The 17073-nt window shown below is 49.4% G+C and carries 16 protein-coding genes and 1 tRNA gene; 5 read left to right on the top strand and 12 right to left on the bottom strand.

What is annotated here, in order from left to right; all coding sequences use genetic code 11:
• Positions 1-15: 15 nt before the first annotated feature.
• Entirely contained in the window at positions 16-675 is a 660-nt protein-coding gene (locus tag GOW98_RS08795; RefSeq protein ID WP_170331075.1) for a DsbA family oxidoreductase, read from the bottom strand.
• A 143-nt stretch (positions 676-818) separates the two neighbouring features.
• On the opposite strand from GOW98_RS08795, the gene GOW98_RS08800 reads away from it, so the two are divergent.
• Positions 819-905: transfer RNA gene (locus GOW98_RS08800), tRNA-Leu, on the top strand.
• A gap of 97 nt (positions 906-1002) precedes the next feature.
• Here GOW98_RS08800 and GOW98_RS08805 read toward each other — a convergent pair.
• Genes GOW98_RS08805 through GOW98_RS08820 form a run of 4 tightly spaced genes read right to left on the bottom strand, consistent with a single transcriptional unit; the run spans position 1003 to position 7376 of the window.
• On the bottom strand, positions 1003-3834 hold the full coding sequence (locus tag GOW98_RS08805; protein WP_170331077.1) for a type I restriction endonuclease subunit R: 2832 nt from the start codon (positions 3832-3834) through the stop codon (positions 1003-1005).
• Positions 3831-4481: an abortive infection family protein gene (locus tag GOW98_RS08810; protein ID WP_170331079.1), complete on the bottom strand. Its 651-nt coding sequence runs from the start codon at positions 4479-4481 to the stop codon at positions 3831-3833. Before GOW98_RS08810 ends, GOW98_RS08805 begins: the two co-directional genes overlap by 4 nt.
• 12 nt (positions 4482-4493) lie before the next feature.
• On the bottom strand, positions 4494-5783 hold the full coding sequence (locus GOW98_RS08815; protein WP_170331081.1) for a restriction endonuclease subunit S: 1290 nt from the start codon (positions 5781-5783) through the stop codon (positions 4494-4496).
• Between the two features lie 9 nt (positions 5784-5792).
• Entirely contained in the window at positions 5793-7376 is a 1584-nt protein-coding gene (locus GOW98_RS08820; RefSeq protein ID WP_170331083.1) for a type I restriction-modification system subunit M, read from the bottom strand.
• Positions 7377-7790: 414 nt separating this feature from the next.
• Between GOW98_RS08820 and GOW98_RS26230 the strand changes: the two genes are divergently transcribed.
• Positions 7791-7961: a transposase gene (locus GOW98_RS26230; protein ID WP_170331085.1), complete on the top strand. Its 171-nt coding sequence runs from the start codon at positions 7791-7793 to the stop codon at positions 7959-7961.
• A 23-nt stretch (positions 7962-7984) separates the two neighbouring features.
• On the opposite strand, the gene GOW98_RS08830 is transcribed toward GOW98_RS26230, so the two are convergent.
• Both GOW98_RS08830 and GOW98_RS08835 read right to left on the bottom strand, forming a co-directional pair.
• Positions 7985-9214, bottom strand: coding sequence for a hypothetical protein (locus GOW98_RS08830; RefSeq protein ID WP_170331087.1), 1230 nt, complete (start codon positions 9212-9214; stop codon positions 7985-7987).
• Positions 9214-9612, bottom strand: coding sequence for a plasmid mobilization protein (locus GOW98_RS08835; protein WP_170331089.1), 399 nt, complete (start codon positions 9610-9612; stop codon positions 9214-9216). Before GOW98_RS08835 ends, GOW98_RS08830 begins: the two co-directional genes overlap by 1 nt.
• Positions 9613-10517: 905 nt before the next feature.
• Here GOW98_RS08835 and GOW98_RS08840 point away from each other — a divergent pair.
• From GOW98_RS08840 to GOW98_RS08845, 3 genes are all read left to right on the top strand, one after another.
• Positions 10518-10685, top strand: a complete 168-nt coding sequence (locus GOW98_RS08840; RefSeq protein WP_170331091.1) for a hypothetical protein — start codon at positions 10518-10520, stop codon at positions 10683-10685.
• A 541-nt stretch (positions 10686-11226) separates the two neighbouring features.
• The gene (locus tag GOW98_RS26055; RefSeq protein ID WP_302479257.1) at positions 11227-11352 is read left to right on the top strand and encodes a hypothetical protein; all 126 of its coding nucleotides are present in this window, start codon (positions 11227-11229) and stop codon (positions 11350-11352) included.
• A 118-nt stretch (positions 11353-11470) separates the two neighbouring features.
• Positions 11471-13141, top strand: a complete 1671-nt coding sequence (locus tag GOW98_RS08845) for a hypothetical protein (protein WP_170331093.1) — start codon at positions 11471-11473, stop codon at positions 13139-13141.
• Between the two features lie 150 nt (positions 13142-13291).
• On the opposite strand, the gene GOW98_RS08850 is transcribed toward GOW98_RS08845, so the two are convergent.
• The 5 genes from GOW98_RS08850 to GOW98_RS08870 form a co-directional block, all read right to left on the bottom strand.
• Positions 13292-13630, bottom strand: coding sequence for a hypothetical protein (locus GOW98_RS08850; protein WP_170331095.1), 339 nt, complete (start codon positions 13628-13630; stop codon positions 13292-13294).
• Positions 13631-13836: 206 nt separating this feature from the next.
• A complete protein-coding gene (locus GOW98_RS08855; protein ID WP_170331097.1) occupies positions 13837-15045 on the bottom strand; it encodes a hypothetical protein in 1209 nt (402 codons plus the stop codon).
• A 100-nt stretch (positions 15046-15145) separates the two neighbouring features.
• Positions 15146-15877: a hypothetical protein gene (locus GOW98_RS08860; protein ID WP_170331099.1), complete on the bottom strand. Its 732-nt coding sequence runs from the start codon at positions 15875-15877 to the stop codon at positions 15146-15148.
• Complete coding sequence (locus GOW98_RS08865) at positions 15870-16130, bottom strand: helix-turn-helix transcriptional regulator (protein WP_170331101.1); 261 nt, start codon at positions 16128-16130, stop codon at positions 15870-15872. The genes GOW98_RS08860 and GOW98_RS08865 overlap by 8 nt, the downstream gene beginning before the upstream one ends.
• 102 nt (positions 16131-16232) lie before the next feature.
• A complete protein-coding gene (locus tag GOW98_RS08870; RefSeq protein WP_170331103.1) occupies positions 16233-17066 on the bottom strand; it encodes a hypothetical protein in 834 nt (277 codons plus the stop codon).
• Positions 17067-17073: the final 7 nt, after the last annotated feature.

Consider the following 17073-nt stretch of genomic DNA (forward strand, 5'->3'; position numbering starts at 1 on the left):
GGCAAGGGAAAGGGGTCAGGCGGCCTCGGCCAGGCAGCGTTGCAGAATCTGGGCGTAGGTGTCGGTACCCTGCGCCCCGGTCACCAGGTATTTGCCGCCCAACACCATCGACGGAACGCCCGAGATACCCCGGCTGGTCCAGAACTCCTGCTTTTGGCGGACTGCGGCTTCATGGGCGCCGGATTCGAGCGCCGATCGCGCGGCGTCAGCGTCCAGCCCGGCCGACGTAACCGCATCAAGCAGGGCATCAATTTGCGAGACGTCCTTCTGGTCGGTGAAATACGTCTGAAACAACGCCAGCATCAGCGGATGCTGACGGCCCTGAGTTTCAGCCCAATCCAGCAATTGGTGCGCGGCAAAGGTGCTCACCATTCTGCTGTCATCGCTGAAGTTGAACGCAAATCCCAGTTCTGCGCCCAACTGGGTCAGCCGATCCCGGGCCTGCTGACTTTGTTCGGCGGTCGTTCCGTACTTCTCCATGATATGCTCGCGCAGGTTCTGACCTTCGGGCGGCATGGTTGGGTTCAACTCGAACGGATGCCACCTGAGATGCGCCAGCACGTTTTCCTGCTTCAGGGCCAGATCAAGCTGCCGAAATCCAACAATGCACCAGGGGCAGACGACGTCCGAAATAATGTCGATCTGAACGACAGGGCGGGGATCGGAGGTGGTCATGTTCAGACTCCTGACGGTGTGATGGAAGATACTGTGGAGCTATAGATATGGGCGCGTATAGGGAATTCAAACCGGTGTGTTTTTTGCCTCTTCACATCCCGGTCATCAGCGTCTATACGCCCCTCTACCAAGTCACTGGCAGTGCGGTCGTGGCGGAATTGGTAGACGCGCAGCGTTGAGGTCGCTGTGGGGTAACTCCCGTGGAAGTTCGAGTCTTCTCGACCGCACCATAAAAAATATAAAAATCATTATAAAACAATAATATATGTGGTTTTGAGTGAGTTTTAACCACCCATCTATCCACCTTGGCGCATGGGTGGTTACTTACTAGTCCACCCCGTCAATATAGGTCTCAACATAGGCTTTGATTTTTGAAATCACACGCTCAGCAACAGTGCTCCGCTCCCGGAGAGACGGGCGTTTATTCATGATCCCGATTATATCGTCGCGCATCGGTGTTTTTTCTGTGAACAGATAATTTCCGATGACCTTTTCAAGCTTTTCCTTTTTCAAACCTTCTTCAGAGCTGAGAGTTTCGATAGCCACTCGCTTCTGCTCGTTCCAGAAGGAATTGAATTCTGCTCCTACGTCTGCGGTGACGGGGAGATCAGGGAAGTGCTGCGAGATGAAACGTTCAATAAGTTCCTTCTTGCTTCGTAACTGAGCCTCAGTGTCGAGAATATCGATGATACTCTTGCGGGCTTTTGCTTGATCGGCAGGCTGCTTGTCTCTCAGGTCAAGAAGGAGCGCGATGATGTAGCTGACGTTGATTTTGTCCCGACTGATAAGCTCAACTTCAAAGTCGATGTCATCAAGGATGGAGACTTTCTCTTTTTCTTTCTCGCTGCGAACCTTGTCGTATAGATCAAGATACTTGCTGCGGAAGTCAGCGAAAAGTTGTTCGTCCATTGGCAGGTCTTCAAAGCTGAACTGCGTGAAGCAATCCAACACGTTCTTAACTCTGATAACTTCTCGGAACGCTTGAATGAATTTTGCCTCGTCCTCCTCTGTTAAGAGGTCATCAACGCTTTCAATGTCGGGTGTGATCGCGAATAAGTTGCTGACAGCGATTTCGAACTTTTCCAGATAGTCCTCATACGGTGCCAGGATAATTTCCTCCTGAGCATCTTTGTTTGCAAAGAGCTCAATCGCCTGGTCGGTTGCCGGCTTCAGGTTCCTGAAGGCGACCACATTACCTTGTGACTTTTTTGATCCCATCGTCCGGTTTGTACGGGAATAGGCCTGCAATAGACCATGATACCTCAGGTTCTTATCAACGTAGATCGTGTTCAGCGGTTTGCTGTCAAAACCAGTAAGGAACATGTTTACGACCAATAGGATATCGACCTGTCGCGCCTTCACACGCTTTCCGATATCCTTGTAGTAGGCATAGAAAAGCTTGCTGTCCTTGGTGGAGTAGTTCGTTCCGAACATGGCGTTGTAGTTTGCGATATACTCATCGAGCTTCTCACGGCTATGGACGTTTACCGGGCGACCATCATCAGGCAGGTCATCCGTGTCGCCCAAGCCGTCGGCGTCCGCATCCTCTTCATTGGCTTGATAGGAGAAGATGGTGGCAACCTTCAGATTGTGTTCTCCAGCATCTTTTTTAGCCTTGAATAGATCGTAGTAGGCGATGAGGCTCTTTACATTTGAGACGCACATAATAGCCGTGAACTCACGGTTGTGTGTCTTCCGGTCGTGGTTCGCAACGATGTAGTCGGTGATTTTTTCCAGGCGGGCGGGGAATTCCATAACCTCGGCTGTATCGATGGCTTCCACCTCGATGTCTTCGATTTCATTCTTCCGTTTGATCGTTCGGATATACTCGACTGAAAACTTCAGTACGTTTTCGTCCCGTATCGCGTCAGTGATCACGTAACCATGTAGTTGGTCACCAAAAAGGTCTTTGGTCGTGCGTTTTCCGAGAGCGTTTTTCGCCGCATTGTTCGCGAAGATTGGCGTCCCAGTGAAGCCGAACATTTGGACGTTATCAAAGAAGTCAGTTATCCGCTTGTGAGTCTCTCCAAACTGGCTGCGGTGGCATTCATCGAAGATGAAAACCATGCGCTTGTGTTTGAGGTCTTCCATGACCTTGAGATGCCGCTCTTTACTGATTGCAGTGTTAAGCTTTTGAAGGGTCGTCACGATGAGTGGGGTGTCGTCGGAAAACTGCTCCACCAGCTTCTTAGTGTTATTCGTCGCGTCAACGCTACCCTCTTGGAAACTGTTGAACTCCTTAATGGTTTGAAAGTCCAAATCTTTGCGGTCAACGACAAACACCACTTTGTGCACGTGTTTGCTCTGCGTCAAAATCTGCGCTGCCTTGAACGATGTGAGGGTCTTTCCGGAACCAGTTGTATGCCAGATATAGCCGTTCTTTGTCGTGTTCATGACACGCTCAACAATCGCCTCGACTGCGTAGAACTGGTAGGGGCGGAGCGCCATCAGTAGCTGATCGCTCTCGTGGAGAACGATGTATTTGGTGATCATCTTGGAGAGCTGGCATTTCTCCAGGAAGACCTCCGCAAACTCGCTGAGTTGCGAGATTTTCTTATTGTCTTCTCCGGCCCAGAAAAAAGCTTGCTTGAAATCGCGCCGGTTCACTGGGTTGTTGGCGTAATACTTCGTGTTGACTCCGTTGCTTATGACAAAAAGCTGGATAAAACCAAAGAGCCCATACCCAGCTGAAAAACTATGCCGATGGTATCGGTTGGTTTGGTTGAAGGCCTCTTTCATTTCGAGGCCTCTGCGCTTGAGCTCGATTTGCACAAGGGGCAGGCCATTCACTAACAACGTCACATCATAGCGGTTCGTATACTTACCGGTCATGGTGACTTGATGCGTCACTTGGTATTGATTTTTGCACCACTGGATTTGGTTAATGAGCTGGATGTGTCCATTGGTTCCATCGTCGCGGGTATAGTCCACCATATCGCGAAGGGTTTTCGCTTTCTCGAAGATGTTTCCACGCGCGAGTTTGTTGAGTATCTGCCGAAATTCAAGATCAGAAAGGAGCACTTTATTGTGCTTCTCCAACTGACGCTTTAGGTTTACCAACAAGTCTTGTTCGTCGGCAATGGTCACCTTGTCCCAGCCCAGGATTTCAAGCTGAGCGATTAAGGCGTCTTCTAGCTGTTGTTCTGACTGAGGTGTCATTCGTCATCCGGATTAAGTTCAATATTGTAGTCACTCAGCAAAATCTCATAGGTCTCAAACTCTTGGTCAAAGAGCGCATGGCTGTAGCGCACTTTGCCAGGAAGGGCGTGCTGGTCGTCAAGGTACTCATTGAATTCAGGATTGTCCTCGTATTCGAGAACAGGCTCAGCAAGCATATCCAGGCGCCGCAGCATGTAGGTGCAAATATTGTCGGTGATCCCGATGATGAGTTCGGCAAAATCCGCATCGTTTACCTGTTCTTTGAGCGAAGCGCGGCCATGTCCGATATCACCGTGGTCGTTTCGCAGTTCACCGATGTACTGGATAGCTGTGCCAAAGCGGTTGCACAGAGCTGCATCGGAAAACCCGCGCCCCTTCTGGAGCTCTTGAAGTGCTCGCTTAAAGACGGTTTGAAAAGGCTCGGATTTGTTCCCGCCGTTCCTGTCCTGCTTTACCAAGCCGTTTAATGGTTCCTGGTTGAGGAGGTGCAGGGAAAGCTTAGAAATGCCTTCTATTAGAGCCTTACAGGTCTCAATCGAGATATCAGGCTTCTCGTCGATATAGTCCTCCACCAAGTCGAGGTGGCTGTGATAGTATTCCAACCGGTGGCGCTTGATCCGGTGGATTTCATGTTTCAATTTTTCCATAAGGCAGGCGGATTAAATAAACATCTGTTGAAGCAAGCCCTTCTTGAAGGTCTGGGCGTGCTTGAGTTCTTCGGAAACGAGCGAAATTTTGATGTCGATGGAGGAAAGGAACTTCGCTATTTTTTTCTGCTCATCTGGATGAGGTAATTGGATGGTGAGTTTTTCTAGATTCCCTTTAGATAAACCAAGCACCGAAATCCCTTGCGCAATTCTCATTATTTGCTTTCTCATCGCCGGTGTTCGCAGAAGATAACCAGAAAAACCAAGAGCGAGGGCTCCAGGAACTGGACGTGCAATGAATGTGTGCAACCCGGCAAGAAGAGGAGTGGCACTAAGCTCGACAATCTCTATTGCTTTCCCAATATCTGCGTAATCTTCTGACGCATCAGCAATCACTACGTCACCCAGTCTGCATTTCTCATTTTCAGGGACGTCCGCTGCCCGAGCACCCTTTACAAAGGGGACTTCCTCGTCTGACTGCCGAAAATTCGAATGGAATTTCGTATGGATGTCACCGTAGTGTATATTCTGAACCTCACCTCCTACGTCAGTGAGATGATTTCGCGAAAAACTGTTCGTTCGCACCCATGTAAAAACATCCCCAAGCGATTTCTCTTTCCAATCTGGAAAATCGCCACCTTCGTCGTTTTTGAACCGAATCTCTTGGGAAAAAAGTTGCTGAATGCAGCCTTTTTTGAAGTCCTCCAGAAGGCTTCGTTGAGTAATTAATTGTGCGCCCCTCTTATCAATTGCCCCAAGAAACGAAGCGATTTTTTTCTGTTCGGAAACGGTAGGCGCGGGAATGTCGAAGTTTTCAATATCGGACAGGTTAAGCCCAGGTTGCGCAGCACCTTTTACGTATTTACGCACTTCGCTTACGCCGATGTGCGACTTGAGACATTGAAGTATAAACCCTTTGTCTGCGGTGGGTCCATGAACTGCTATACGGGCAGTTGTCTGGGTGATATTCGCACCTTCGAGCCAATCCGGAACGGAGGCAATTGTACCAGTATTAGCTCCAACGATTGTCATCAGTAGGTCACCACTGCGAAGCTTTGAGCGTTGATAGGGAGCATCTATCTCAGGTGCCACCCGCTTGATTTCACTGAGAGAGACCCATCCTGTCGAATAGTCACCGCCGCGAACGAGTGGTACGCCTTCTTCTACAAAGGTTCCAGGTTGAACTATCCCGTAAGTTATTTTGCGGTTCGGATCGACAAATGTACTCAAAGAGCTTTTCTGCCAATCCCCCGTAAACCCAGGAAACCTCAGCTTGGGGGCTTTAATTGATGAGAAAGTCATAACAATATCTTACGAGGTAAATGGAGCTGGAATTTGTAGCTCGGCACAGAATTCAACTATCAATGCCTCGGTTTCTTGCATTTCGGATTCAAGGGACTGGAGTTTCTGTGTTGTCAATGCGAGATCAACGGGCTCGTCTTTCTCGAATGTATCAATATAGCGTGGGATATTAAGGTTGTAGCCGTTGCCAGCGACCTCAGAGAGCGGTGCGGCGTAGGCAAACTTCTCAGTATTTCCACGATTAGTATAGGCCTCGATAATTTTCTGAACATGCTTTTCCGTAAGGAAATTCTGATTCCCGCGCTTTTCAAAATGGCCGCTCGCATCAATGAAAAGGATGTTATCGTCGTGTTCCCGGCATTTCTTGAGTACCAAGACACAGGCCGGGATTGAGGTCCCATAGAAGAGATTTGGTGGTAAACCAATGACAGCGTCTAGGAAGTTCTGCTCTTTGATAATGTACTCGCGAATAGTACCTTCAGCAGCACCTCTAAACAGTACACCGTGAGGCAACACCACTGCTGCGGTTCCGTTCTCGGCCAGCTGATGAATCATGTGCTGAACGAAAGCAAAGTCAGCTTTGGTGCTTGGTGCTAAGCGGCCATATTGGCTGAAACGGTCATCTGTCTCGTGAAGAGGATTGTTGGAACTCTTCCATCGTGCAGAAAAGGGGGGATTGGCAACCACTGCCTCGAAACGTTCCTCAAAATGCATAGGCTCCTCAAGCGTGTCCTCTTGGCGGATATCGAATTGAGAAAAATGCACATCGTGCAGGATCATGTTCATTCGAGCAAGATTATAGGTCGTGCGGTTGAGCTCTTGCCCTGCGAATTCTCCAACCTCGGCTTCCTTGGCGATCCTGAGAAGCAATGAACCCGACCCACATGCTGGGTCATAGGCGTTCTTGATGCGGCTTTTCCCCAAGGTGACAATTTTGGCCAAGACACGCGAAACTTGCTGCGGGGTGTAGAACTCTCCAGCTTTTTTCCCGGCCCCGGATGCAAACTGTCCAATAAGGTATTCATAAGCGTCCCCGAGAACGTCTGCGTCCACCTGTCCAAGCTGGAAGTCAATTTTTTCCAAGTGAGCAAGAACTTTGGCAATCAGCGTGTTACGAGCTGAAGGGCTACGACCTAGTTTAGTGCTTGATAGGTCGATGTCTTCGAAGAGCTTGTTGAAGTCGTCTTCGCTCTCATTCCCCATCGTGCTCTGCTCGATGGCGTTAAGAATTTCCTGAAGATCATCGAGAATGAAGTTCCCAACTTCTTCCTCATCATCCTCATCAATTTTGATATTTCCTTTCGCCGTGATCGCGGTGAACAGCTCTTCTGGGCGAAGAAAGTACCCAAGTTTCTCCAGGGATTCCTCTTTGATGGCTTCGAGGTCTTCCTCGTTGGTTACATGGGGGTAGTCCTTAATGTCTTCGGTTTCGAGGAGCTTGTTCGCAAATAGGTGCTGTTTCTCGGAGAGGTACTTGTAGAAGATGAAACCCAGAATGTAGTCACGGAACTCATCTGCATCCATCTTGCCGCGAAGTTCGTTTGCAATCTTCCAGAGTTGGCTCTCTAGGCGCTGTTTTTGAGCTTCAGTCATTATTTCTTGCTGCACCTTAAAGGGAGTTGTCCGCTAAGATGTTGTCCAGCAATGAATTTTTCGCGAGAAAAAGTGCTGAAGTCCCTGCCTGACGGTTCCCGGTTTCCGGTTTTTTTGTGATCCTAATATGGATTCTCAGTTTTGACCATGTCCCATAAACTATACTTCGCTGGGCAGTTGTGGCGTTACGCTTACATCGGCCCCAAAAGTCGTCCCAAATTCTAATGCCATAACTTTTAGGACACTTTCAGCTTGTGAAAATCAGGTTGCGCACGTGGGTCATCGCGCGGCCTTAGCCAGGGAGCACAAACTGATAGATTCGAAGATTTTTGCTGGATAGTCCTCCCTGAAGCTAGATGCCTTAGAAAGTAGAAATTTCTCAAACAAACGAATGAAGAGTTTCCTACGAAGAAGTTGAAATACAGCGGCACTCAGATTGTGAGTAAGTTGAAGCAGGCTGAGACCGACGTGCCTGTTGCTGATCTGTGCAGCGAACATTGCATCACCTCGGCCAGTTTTTACAGATGGCAAGCAAGTTATAGAGTTATGGATACTTCGCTGATTTCCTCGCTTGATAGCGGTTGATGAAGATAACAAGCAGCTGAAGGTTATGGTCGCATAGAAGAATAGTTTCCTGACATGCGACGCTTTAGTGTGTCCTGAGCACCTTGCAGTGATTTTCGAAGCATCCGCGCCAATTTGATCAGCAAATTAGGGTCATTCAAGTCGGGTGGCGCTTCCAGATCAACTTCAGACAGATCGCTTGCACGATTGAATGCAAACTGAGCGATCTGCGGTCGCAAGCGCTCGACTGCGGCTGCCAACTCGGCGGCTTCGCTGCCTAGCCCTTCGCCACTGCTTGCAATATATTCAGTAAGGCGTTCTGGCGCCGGATCATCGCTTGATTGCTCGTGTGGATCCGGTTCTGGCCCTCGATGATCTGCTTTAGCAGATCTCGCAGGTTCTGTTCTGGATTCTGGGGTGTAGGATCTGAGGCCATTCAAATGCTCCTTTGTTTCATGAATGAAATTTGCCACTTCTGCGGCTTTGATCTTCAAAGTTCTATTGGCGTTATGACTTTTGATCTTGTCGCCCAGCTTTAGATTGATCCGGCTACGGCCTCGGCCTTGCTCGAAAGCGTCGGCCAGCTCCAAACCCAGATCATGGATTAGTTCGGCCAGTTTGTTGGGCTGCTGATTTGGTGCCAGCTCGGCAATTAGCTTGAGCTGGTGGCGGAGGGCTGGCAGGTCGAAATCGTTGCGTTTGGCTTGCTGGTGCTGGTTGTGTGAAAACGACGACCAGCAAGGTTTTGCCAGCTCTGCGACTTTGTTTGCAAAGTCGTCATGACCCATTTCGCGCAGTCTATTTGCTGCGAAATTGTTATGTGCGCCTGAGGTCAGCTTGTGGCCATACATAAGCTCGCAAAGTCGGCTGACCGCTTCGTCATGGCACTTTGATTTATAAACCTTGTAGGTGCGGCCTGTGTCGCTGTCTGAGGCAGGCCGAACTAGGTGGTAGTGATCCTGCATGGTTCCGTCCGCGCGCCTGCTCTGGTGCATTGCCAGCGTTTCAGGATCATCAGGATTAAATCCGTATTCCTCGCGGATCGCGGAGACGGTCGCGGCCAGTTCATCAGATGATAGCTGTTGGTCTGGTGAGATGATGATGTGCAGAAGACCGTTCTTTCTACCTCTCGCTTCGGCAAATTCATCTACAATCAAGAGCTGAGGGGCGTTGTCATTCAATATCAGGACTCGCTCATTGTCGCCTTGCCTGGCGGCATAGGCACATATTCGGGGGCCATCCCCCGAAGATATGGTGCCGGTCTTGATGATCACTAGTCCGCTGGCCTCAGTTTCTTTAACTCGCTGCGCAGCTCGTCCAAAGGTTCGGACCATGCTGTCAAGCCATCCCTCACCGCCTTATGCATAGCTTCGAACTGGGCAGCGGTCAGAGTGCCGGATGCTCGAGCAATATTGATGGTCTTTTGGCACTGGTTCAGGTTGGTGGCGATGCTGACAAGTTGCCGGGCCACGGCCTCAAGCTTGCTCGAATTTGGCGGCGCATAGCTGGTGCGGGCAAAGATCATGAAACGGGCAAAATCAGCCTGACTAAGCTCGTTTTCATGCGCCCAGCTTTTCAGTTTCGCTGCATCGTCAGGCGACAAACGCATCTTGAAAGTGCGGGTCTTGGCTGGCCGGTGGCCTGGTGGGGTCTCAGGTGCAATTGGGTCCATATAAATCTCCGATTTCAAATGTGGCCCGGTGGTGGGGGTGAAGGGGGAGCGCAGCTCCCCTTTCCAAGAGTCTGATCGGGCCCGCAGGGTCCGTTCAGTCCCACTTGCTCAATTCTTCAGTCCCCTAAATCAGGCGCTGGTTAATAAGTTGCAGTCAAACTTCAAAATACAACCTTATCAGGTAGATGCGGGCCACAAGGACCACGCGACCAGGCCACACGAAAATTGTGGACTAGAGCGGCCATAGGGCCAAGGGATGACAAAAAGAGAAAAGCTGAGCCCATATACGGCATGGCCTCACTAAGCGATCTTGAACAGCTTAGTGATTAACAGGTGAGGCGTCGTGTTTTGTGAGCCGGGGCTGTTCCCATAGCGCCCCGGCTCCCGCCAGCTGCTGACAAGGTGAGCGTCAGCCAGGACAAACGTAGTCTGTCCTAGCTGCGCAGAAAACCTGGCATATATTCCGGGTTTGGCTGGAACAATTGTCCCTGTTTGACATATTTTCCGAGATTTGTGTGAACTAGGAGTGCTTAAAGCATTGTTTTTGTTTTTTTTTATTCTTCATTGGAGATCCCGCATATGAGAAAAGGTCGTTGTTCACTGTCGCATAGGCAGCTTAGAAGTCCGAGACTCGCGATTTGAGTCTCGCTCTGCCTAGTAGGCAGTTTGTCCGGCCTTCGGGCCGGGGATAAAAACGAACAAGTCATCTTCCCGGGGTGGCTACTACAGAAAGAATGAGAAGCCAGCCGTAAGGTAGGTGACTTTGAAATCTGATCTGGCAGGCATGTTTACGAACGTGGTTGCAGGGTGAGCCTCGCGACTCACCCTTTAGTGTTTAAAACAATCTTAAAGCAAGCTTGCGTTCTGACCTGCCCCGCACATTTGCAGGTCAGGAGGTACTCAAAATGAATACAGATGATTTTGAAATCAAAAGAGCGCTGGATAGCTCGCATCGTGAGCTAGTCGAGCTGCTGGGTGATATTCTGGATCACCTAAAAAGGGTGGAACGAAATGAACACGCCTTGCTCGGAATTTTCGCTGCCGCCGTTGAAACAAAGGGGCGCACGAAATGAACATGCTAGCAATGATGTTCAATTCGCTCGCTCTGAATCACACCGTTATGAAGCGGTCGTTTCGCAGGGCTGTTAGCTGCAATAGCGGCGCAGGCTTCAAGAGAAATCAGATGACGGTTGCGACCGCTAGAAGTCTGGTTTTGGCTTACGCTATGGCGTGTCGAGCAAAGCGTGATATTGCGTTTTTCAGCGGCCCTCGGATGTGATTATCTGGGTCTGATCCTGTAGGGGGCAGGGTGTTGTCACAAGCTTTGGTATTTCTGCGTTGCGGATAAGGTCCGTAGTGAGCCCTAACGCTAAAATTATGCAACACAACGAACGTCAGATTCGGCCTTTGAACAAACGATCATCGCGGCTAGAACGGACAGCGCACAGATATCGTACTGAAGACGATTATTGCAGTGAGGAAGAGTACGGATCACCAAGACGTGGTGAGAGGCAAGTTATCGTTGATCTGGTCGATGCGGACAATACCCCGAACACACTCCCGCGATGCCAAAACGCCGACGTTGGAAAACTACTAGTGACCCCAAGATAGGCCATGCAGACCCAACTCGCCATCAAGATGGTCGCCGAGACGAACTCAAGCAGTCTTCTGACAAAACTGGCGCTGGCGCTGTGTTCTCCCGAAGCCTTTGCCCAAAGGGATACGCCACGAGGATTCTGAATCCCAAAAAATGTTCCTGATCCTACAGGCTTTCTTTCGGACAAAGATTATAGGGGTGTTCGCACTTTATGCTATGGTAATGCATTCCTTTTTAGAGACCTTTTTCATGAGGTGTGACATGAACCGAATTGTAACTCTGCTCGTGGCAAGCTCACTTTGTTGTTCAACCGAATTCGTATTTGCCGACGATCTGTTGGAATTGGAAAGAAGAATTACTTTCTGGGAGAGCAAAGCGTATTCCTGCCCCTCAGAACTCGGAGATTTCCCAGCAAAAGATATTGGGTCGGAAAATTCTCCTTTTTGCGATGACGGAGACTCCGTTTTATTCAACGCATTGTTGTGTAGATCCGGTGACCCAAGGGGGTGCGAAGGTGTCAGAAATTCACAAGATGAGGACGGTAGGTTTTGGAGATCCCCGAACAAACGGCTTCAAAAACCTGATGAACCACCCGGGATGGAAGGAGGGCAAACGACTTTTAGCGGAGATCAAGCAAAGGGGTTAATAGTATACTTTGCGAAGACCCGCGATGCTGTCGCATTTAGACGCTGGATTAGTTGGATTGATTCCAACCAACGATGCCTCGCAGTTGACGAGTGCTTTCCCCATGGAACTCCGAGATATTGCAAGAATAATCGCTGCGCACTCAGAGTAGGTGATTGCCAAATTCTCAGCCTTTTGGGAAGAAAGTTGGCTGTGGGGGTTCCCTTCTGCACTGTTGACCCACTCCAGCCTGTTCCTACGGTTTCGAATGTCGCTCAGGAGATGAAGCAGGCATACGACGATACTCTAGGAAAATTACCCTTTGAGCACCCAGGGCTGAAATTATTGCGTGATAACTTCGACGAAGCTTTGCGCGCTTACGAAGAGGCGATTGCACCTGTTGAAGCATTAAGGACGCAGATAATTGGCCTACAAGTTGAGTTACTCCATCTAAGCCAACTTGAGGCTGGCTTGTCTGCTATTTTGAATGACCCAGGGTTTTCCAGGCACAATGCGGTACTTCAGATTATGACCCTAGAGGACTTGGGCTATGGGATGGATTGGATGCACGACCAAGCGGTCAAAATCGCAGAGAAAGAGCCACTCAATCCGTTTTTTCAGTATGTCGCCACTCGACGAGGCAACAAAAATGCAATGTTGCCACTGATACTTTCGCAATGCCCTTCTTCCGACAACAACAAGTTTTTTAAGAGACACCAGTGGGCTTGGGAACGCGAGCCAGAGGAACAAGCTTGGAAGGAGTCGATGCTGTGGGACTGTTTATTCATTGCTTCACTATATAAGGAGCAGAACGGACCCCCCAATGGCATATCACAAGACTACCTTAGCAGATTGCACGGTCAACTTGGAGCAATGCTGTTGTCAGCGGAGATCAATCGTGCGCGAGCCGAAGAGCTTCTTTTAGAACTTCAAGGCTTAATTGACAAACTGGATGACCCAGAAGGCCTATTGAGAGCGTACAGTGATTTGGTCGTTCGTGCTGGTGGTTTGGGCGTTGGCGGACTTGTCATCAACGGAGAACTTGTCCTTAGAGATGCGGTTAGGGAAGCAGAAAGAATGGTTCGGGAGGCCGAAAGAGCTGTATTTGAAGCTGAAAAAAAGTTTCGAGAGTTTAACGGAAGGATCCAAAGAGCCATAATTAGTGCTCAAAAGGATGCTATGGAAAGAGCAAAGAAGGACGCCGAAAACTTCGTTAGAGAAGGTGGTCGAGCTGCTGGTGATGCGGCAGAAACAGCGTTTGATGGTTTCAAAGAGGTTTACCCGCCTTGTATTGCCTTTAACTGCTAATCGATCAATAGCACCAACCGACGATCCAGTTAGCAGAATTGTACTAATTGAAGAAACCCGTTCTGAAACAGCGATCCGCTTTCAGTCATTTGGTACGCCGTCGTCAACTTTTCTTGTACTACTATCCTGCGCTGCACCGGGATTTACCCTTTATTTTCCGAGGTTTAGGGCTATGATCCCTTCTACGTCGATTGTTGGGGCGTCGTCATCGTCGATTTCGTCACCGATTTGTTCGAGAATTTCGGATACGCGCAAGCCGGTCGCGTCTCGCATGGCCTTCCACCATTCCGATGATCTAGAGCGCAGGTGTTCGACGCTCTCTACTGCGGCGTCCACCGCTGGAGCTGGCACCTGCGTGGCTGGTTGCTGCATCTGATCGAGCTGGGCAGGTGTCATGAATTCAGGACGTACTCGGCCAGCTCTGACCGCTGCCTCGACCGCTGCGCGGTCGTTCCATTTCTCGGGATGTGATTCAAGTTGTCTTTTCATAAGCTGCAAATGTGTGAACTGATGAAAGAGACGTTAAAAGAAGTCCAAGGTCAGTCTCGGCGATGAATACACCTGCCTCCCACTTGAGGTTGATCTGTGATCCGTCATTCAGGCAGTGCCGCCCTTTCTTCGGTTGTTTCACTGGCACTTTCAGCCCACTCGTCGCCCAAGGCGTTCAACCCGCCCGTCAGGTCTTGTCGAACTTGCTACAAAACTCGAGTGAGAGTGGCTTGTCCTGTGGCCGTCCCTCGCCAATGTGGACGCCGCCAAGTCATTTTACCGTTCCGGGCTCGGAATAGATGCCCATTCACGAAATGTAAGTTGCGCAGTCTCCCACTTCTTGTTGGATTTGAGATTGGCTCGGTTCGAGCACGCCGCATTATATTGCGGTCATGAATGTTCATCGAAATGATGCGAAGTCGATCTTGATCGACTTGGTTTGGAGAGATTGGGCGGCGGATGCGGGTCCTTTTTTCGGGCCGATCAACTGTTGCGATGGCGCTGTGCGTGTTTCTTTTACCGGTTTCAGCGGCAAGAACTGACAACATGGCAGCGATGTAAGTAATTTCACCGGACATGTTTGATTCGGCTTCAGCGAGGATATCGGAAACCTGGCGGCCTAAGCTGGCGGTTTCCCTGATGTAGTCAGTATCCGAATTGTTGAAATGAAGTGCCATACCTTCCATGCTGCCCATGCAATACGCCCACCATGCAATTCGCGTCACTTCCCACGGTTGCAAGGATTGGCCAAATACGGTCGGGGAGTTTTGCTTTGTGGCGAAGCGATAGCAGACGCTTGCATTTTCATCGCCCTTGTGAACGAGGTCTAAAAATTGACCAGGTGTGGGGTAATTTGGCTCGTGACGCACATCGATTACTGCGTAGCCGCAGTTGACGTTGAGTTTTAGGAACTCGGAAAGTGCCTTTCTCTCAAGTTTGTTTCGCTTTCTTCCGTCTCTTTCCAGGGCTTTCATGGCTTCCTTTCGAAGTCGGGACGCCGGGTCACCGCCTGCAAAATTCCAAATTGGTCGGTATTCCGCGACGCCAGGCTCAATCGTTTTTAGCAAAACACCGGTTCGATAGGGCGTACCTTCGTTTTGTGCGTGCGGTCGTAAAATCGTGTCACGTAGATGGCTCAGGGCTTTCTCCCTCTCACCACCCTTCGCTTCAAGCCAATAGGATTGTTCCGGGACGGACAAAGCCGATTGAAGAACCAGATGAAGTTGTACTGGATCCGAGATTTTCATGCTCCCACCCATTTCCAACGCTGATTTTTCAAAAGCGTACATTTTCGCTTCTTTCAGAATTTTTTCGGCAATTCCGACTTTGTGAGAGACAATTCTTGAAGGGAGCGTTTCACGGTCGTGGTCACTGAGGCCTGACGAAATTAATCGCAATGAGTCAGCCAGATACATTGAATTTTCCTTGCTTTATTGGAGGCGCGTCAACTCGTTGGCAGTTCCAAGTTGCCTCCGAATTCCGGAGGGTAAGTCGTTGGAACCCGCCTATTAACGGTCAAGCCGCAGATACTGGGTTCGTCTGGAATTGACGGAGATATTCCATTTCCTTGCGAAACAACTCATAGTCTCGCAATTCTCGCGGAGGCCATTTCTCAGAGAGGAAAAACCCTTTGGTTCCGTTTAGCTCCGAAGTTCCAAGTAGTTCTTCGAGGCTTTTGCCGGAGAGCTTTTGACACAAGCTTTCCCACTCTTTGCACGAGTAATCGAGTGTTTTGACGAAGACTGGCTCCAAGCTTGTTTGCTCCTCTTGAAGCAAACTCTTGGTGGAGCCAGTCGTTTTTTTTCTTTGTTCTTGGTCTTTGTTCGGGGGGCAGTTTCGTACTGCTTCATCGCCCAAAAATGTACCGGTCTGAGGATAAGATTGCGCCCCAAAGGTTGCTTTTTGAAGGGCATTTTTGCCCTGCTTTGATTTTCTGCTTTGAGCAGCGAGTAGCAGATTTTTTGTAGGCTTGTAACGAGAAGAGTTACCCTTGTTGGTTCCGGGTTTTCTGATCAAATACGCCGCCAAAGCTGGCCTGGTGAGAGCTCTTTTGACCGATTTTGGATGTTTGCCAAGAACTGATCCTACGGTTTCGAAACTTGGATAACACTCACCGGACACATGGTCGGCGTACTTCAAGAAAAGAAGAGAAGCCGCTCTAAAAGAACTATCTGCCAAATCCGCATCCTGCACCATTTCGGTAAGGCACTGGATTTTCACTTTTGAGAAATTTGGGAGGTCAGTCATTCCGACCTCCCATGTCTTCAATCGTTACGGGAACGATGTTTCCCAAAGGTTTGGTTGTCGAAGCATGGAACCTTTGGCTCTTTGCATCCTCGATTACCATTTTGATCTCAGAGAGCGGCCAGCGCGACAGTGAACCGATTTTTACGGCAGGTGGCACGGTTCCGTCAGCGACTCGCCGCCAGAAAGTCGGCACTGAGACTTGTAGATACTGCGCGCTCTCTGGAGCAGTGAGGAGTGGATCGATATTTTCCATTGATCATCCCTTTCATGTATTGATCTGGGTTGATCTTGGAACTTGAATTTCCCCGAGAAAATTTTTGTGTAGAAGGAATTATCCCGGAGAAATTTCTAGCACTCAGGATCTTGGTCCCTTTGGGCCACGCTTCTTCACTAGTGGTTCTCTTACCGCTGCCGCCCTACGATGTTCCTGCCAAGCATCCCTGGTGAGGAACGGAGCGATTCTCCGTTTTGCTTCCTCATCCGTCACTTTTTCAGAGCGATATAGTTCGACGATTTGCTGCACGATTTCTTCGCTTGTTGGCTCGAACTCCAGAAATTCTTTTTCTTTCAAGTTTTTAAAGAACTGCTCGAAATCGGTGCGTTTGAAGGCAATTGGTTGGTACAAGAAGTTGCCATAGTAGACTTCTTCCAGCTTTATTTGATTTGCGCCTTGCCTATTTGGTTTGATCAGCGTAGCTCGGTGGCCAGATCCAATTGTACCTATCCGAATGTCGATGTGGTTGTTTGAGCTTCCAGAAAAGTTCGATTCGCGCGTGTAGACAGCTGATGAAACCAAACCAGATTGACCGTTGGTTAGTAGAACACGGGCTTCCCGTTGCTGTTTCAAAAAGGACCACACCACAGCATCGCAAAGCCAACCATAATATTCGGCATAAGACGCTATCAGTTCGGGTGTGTTTCCGGCTCTAGGCTCTTCGTGAGGCTGAACTTCTTCTTCCGACAGAGTTCGGACAATAGAACCGTCTCCGCTTACTTCTACGGGCTCAAGAACCGGCCTACTTCCTCGCGAAGTAGAATCCCGTTTCTTGACAAAGACGTATGGTTCAAAAGGGTCGTTTATTGCACCGGTTTCTTCGGGTTGCTGATCAGGTATTTTTGCCGCCAAAAACTCCCATATTTTTTCTGAAATCTCGAAAAGGGGAATCCAGTTTGGATTTTCGTAGAACATCTCTTGT

Source organism: Ruegeria arenilitoris (genome assembly GCF_013032445.1).
Classification (GTDB): domain Bacteria; phylum Pseudomonadota; class Alphaproteobacteria; order Rhodobacterales; family Rhodobacteraceae; genus Ruegeria; species Ruegeria arenilitoris_F.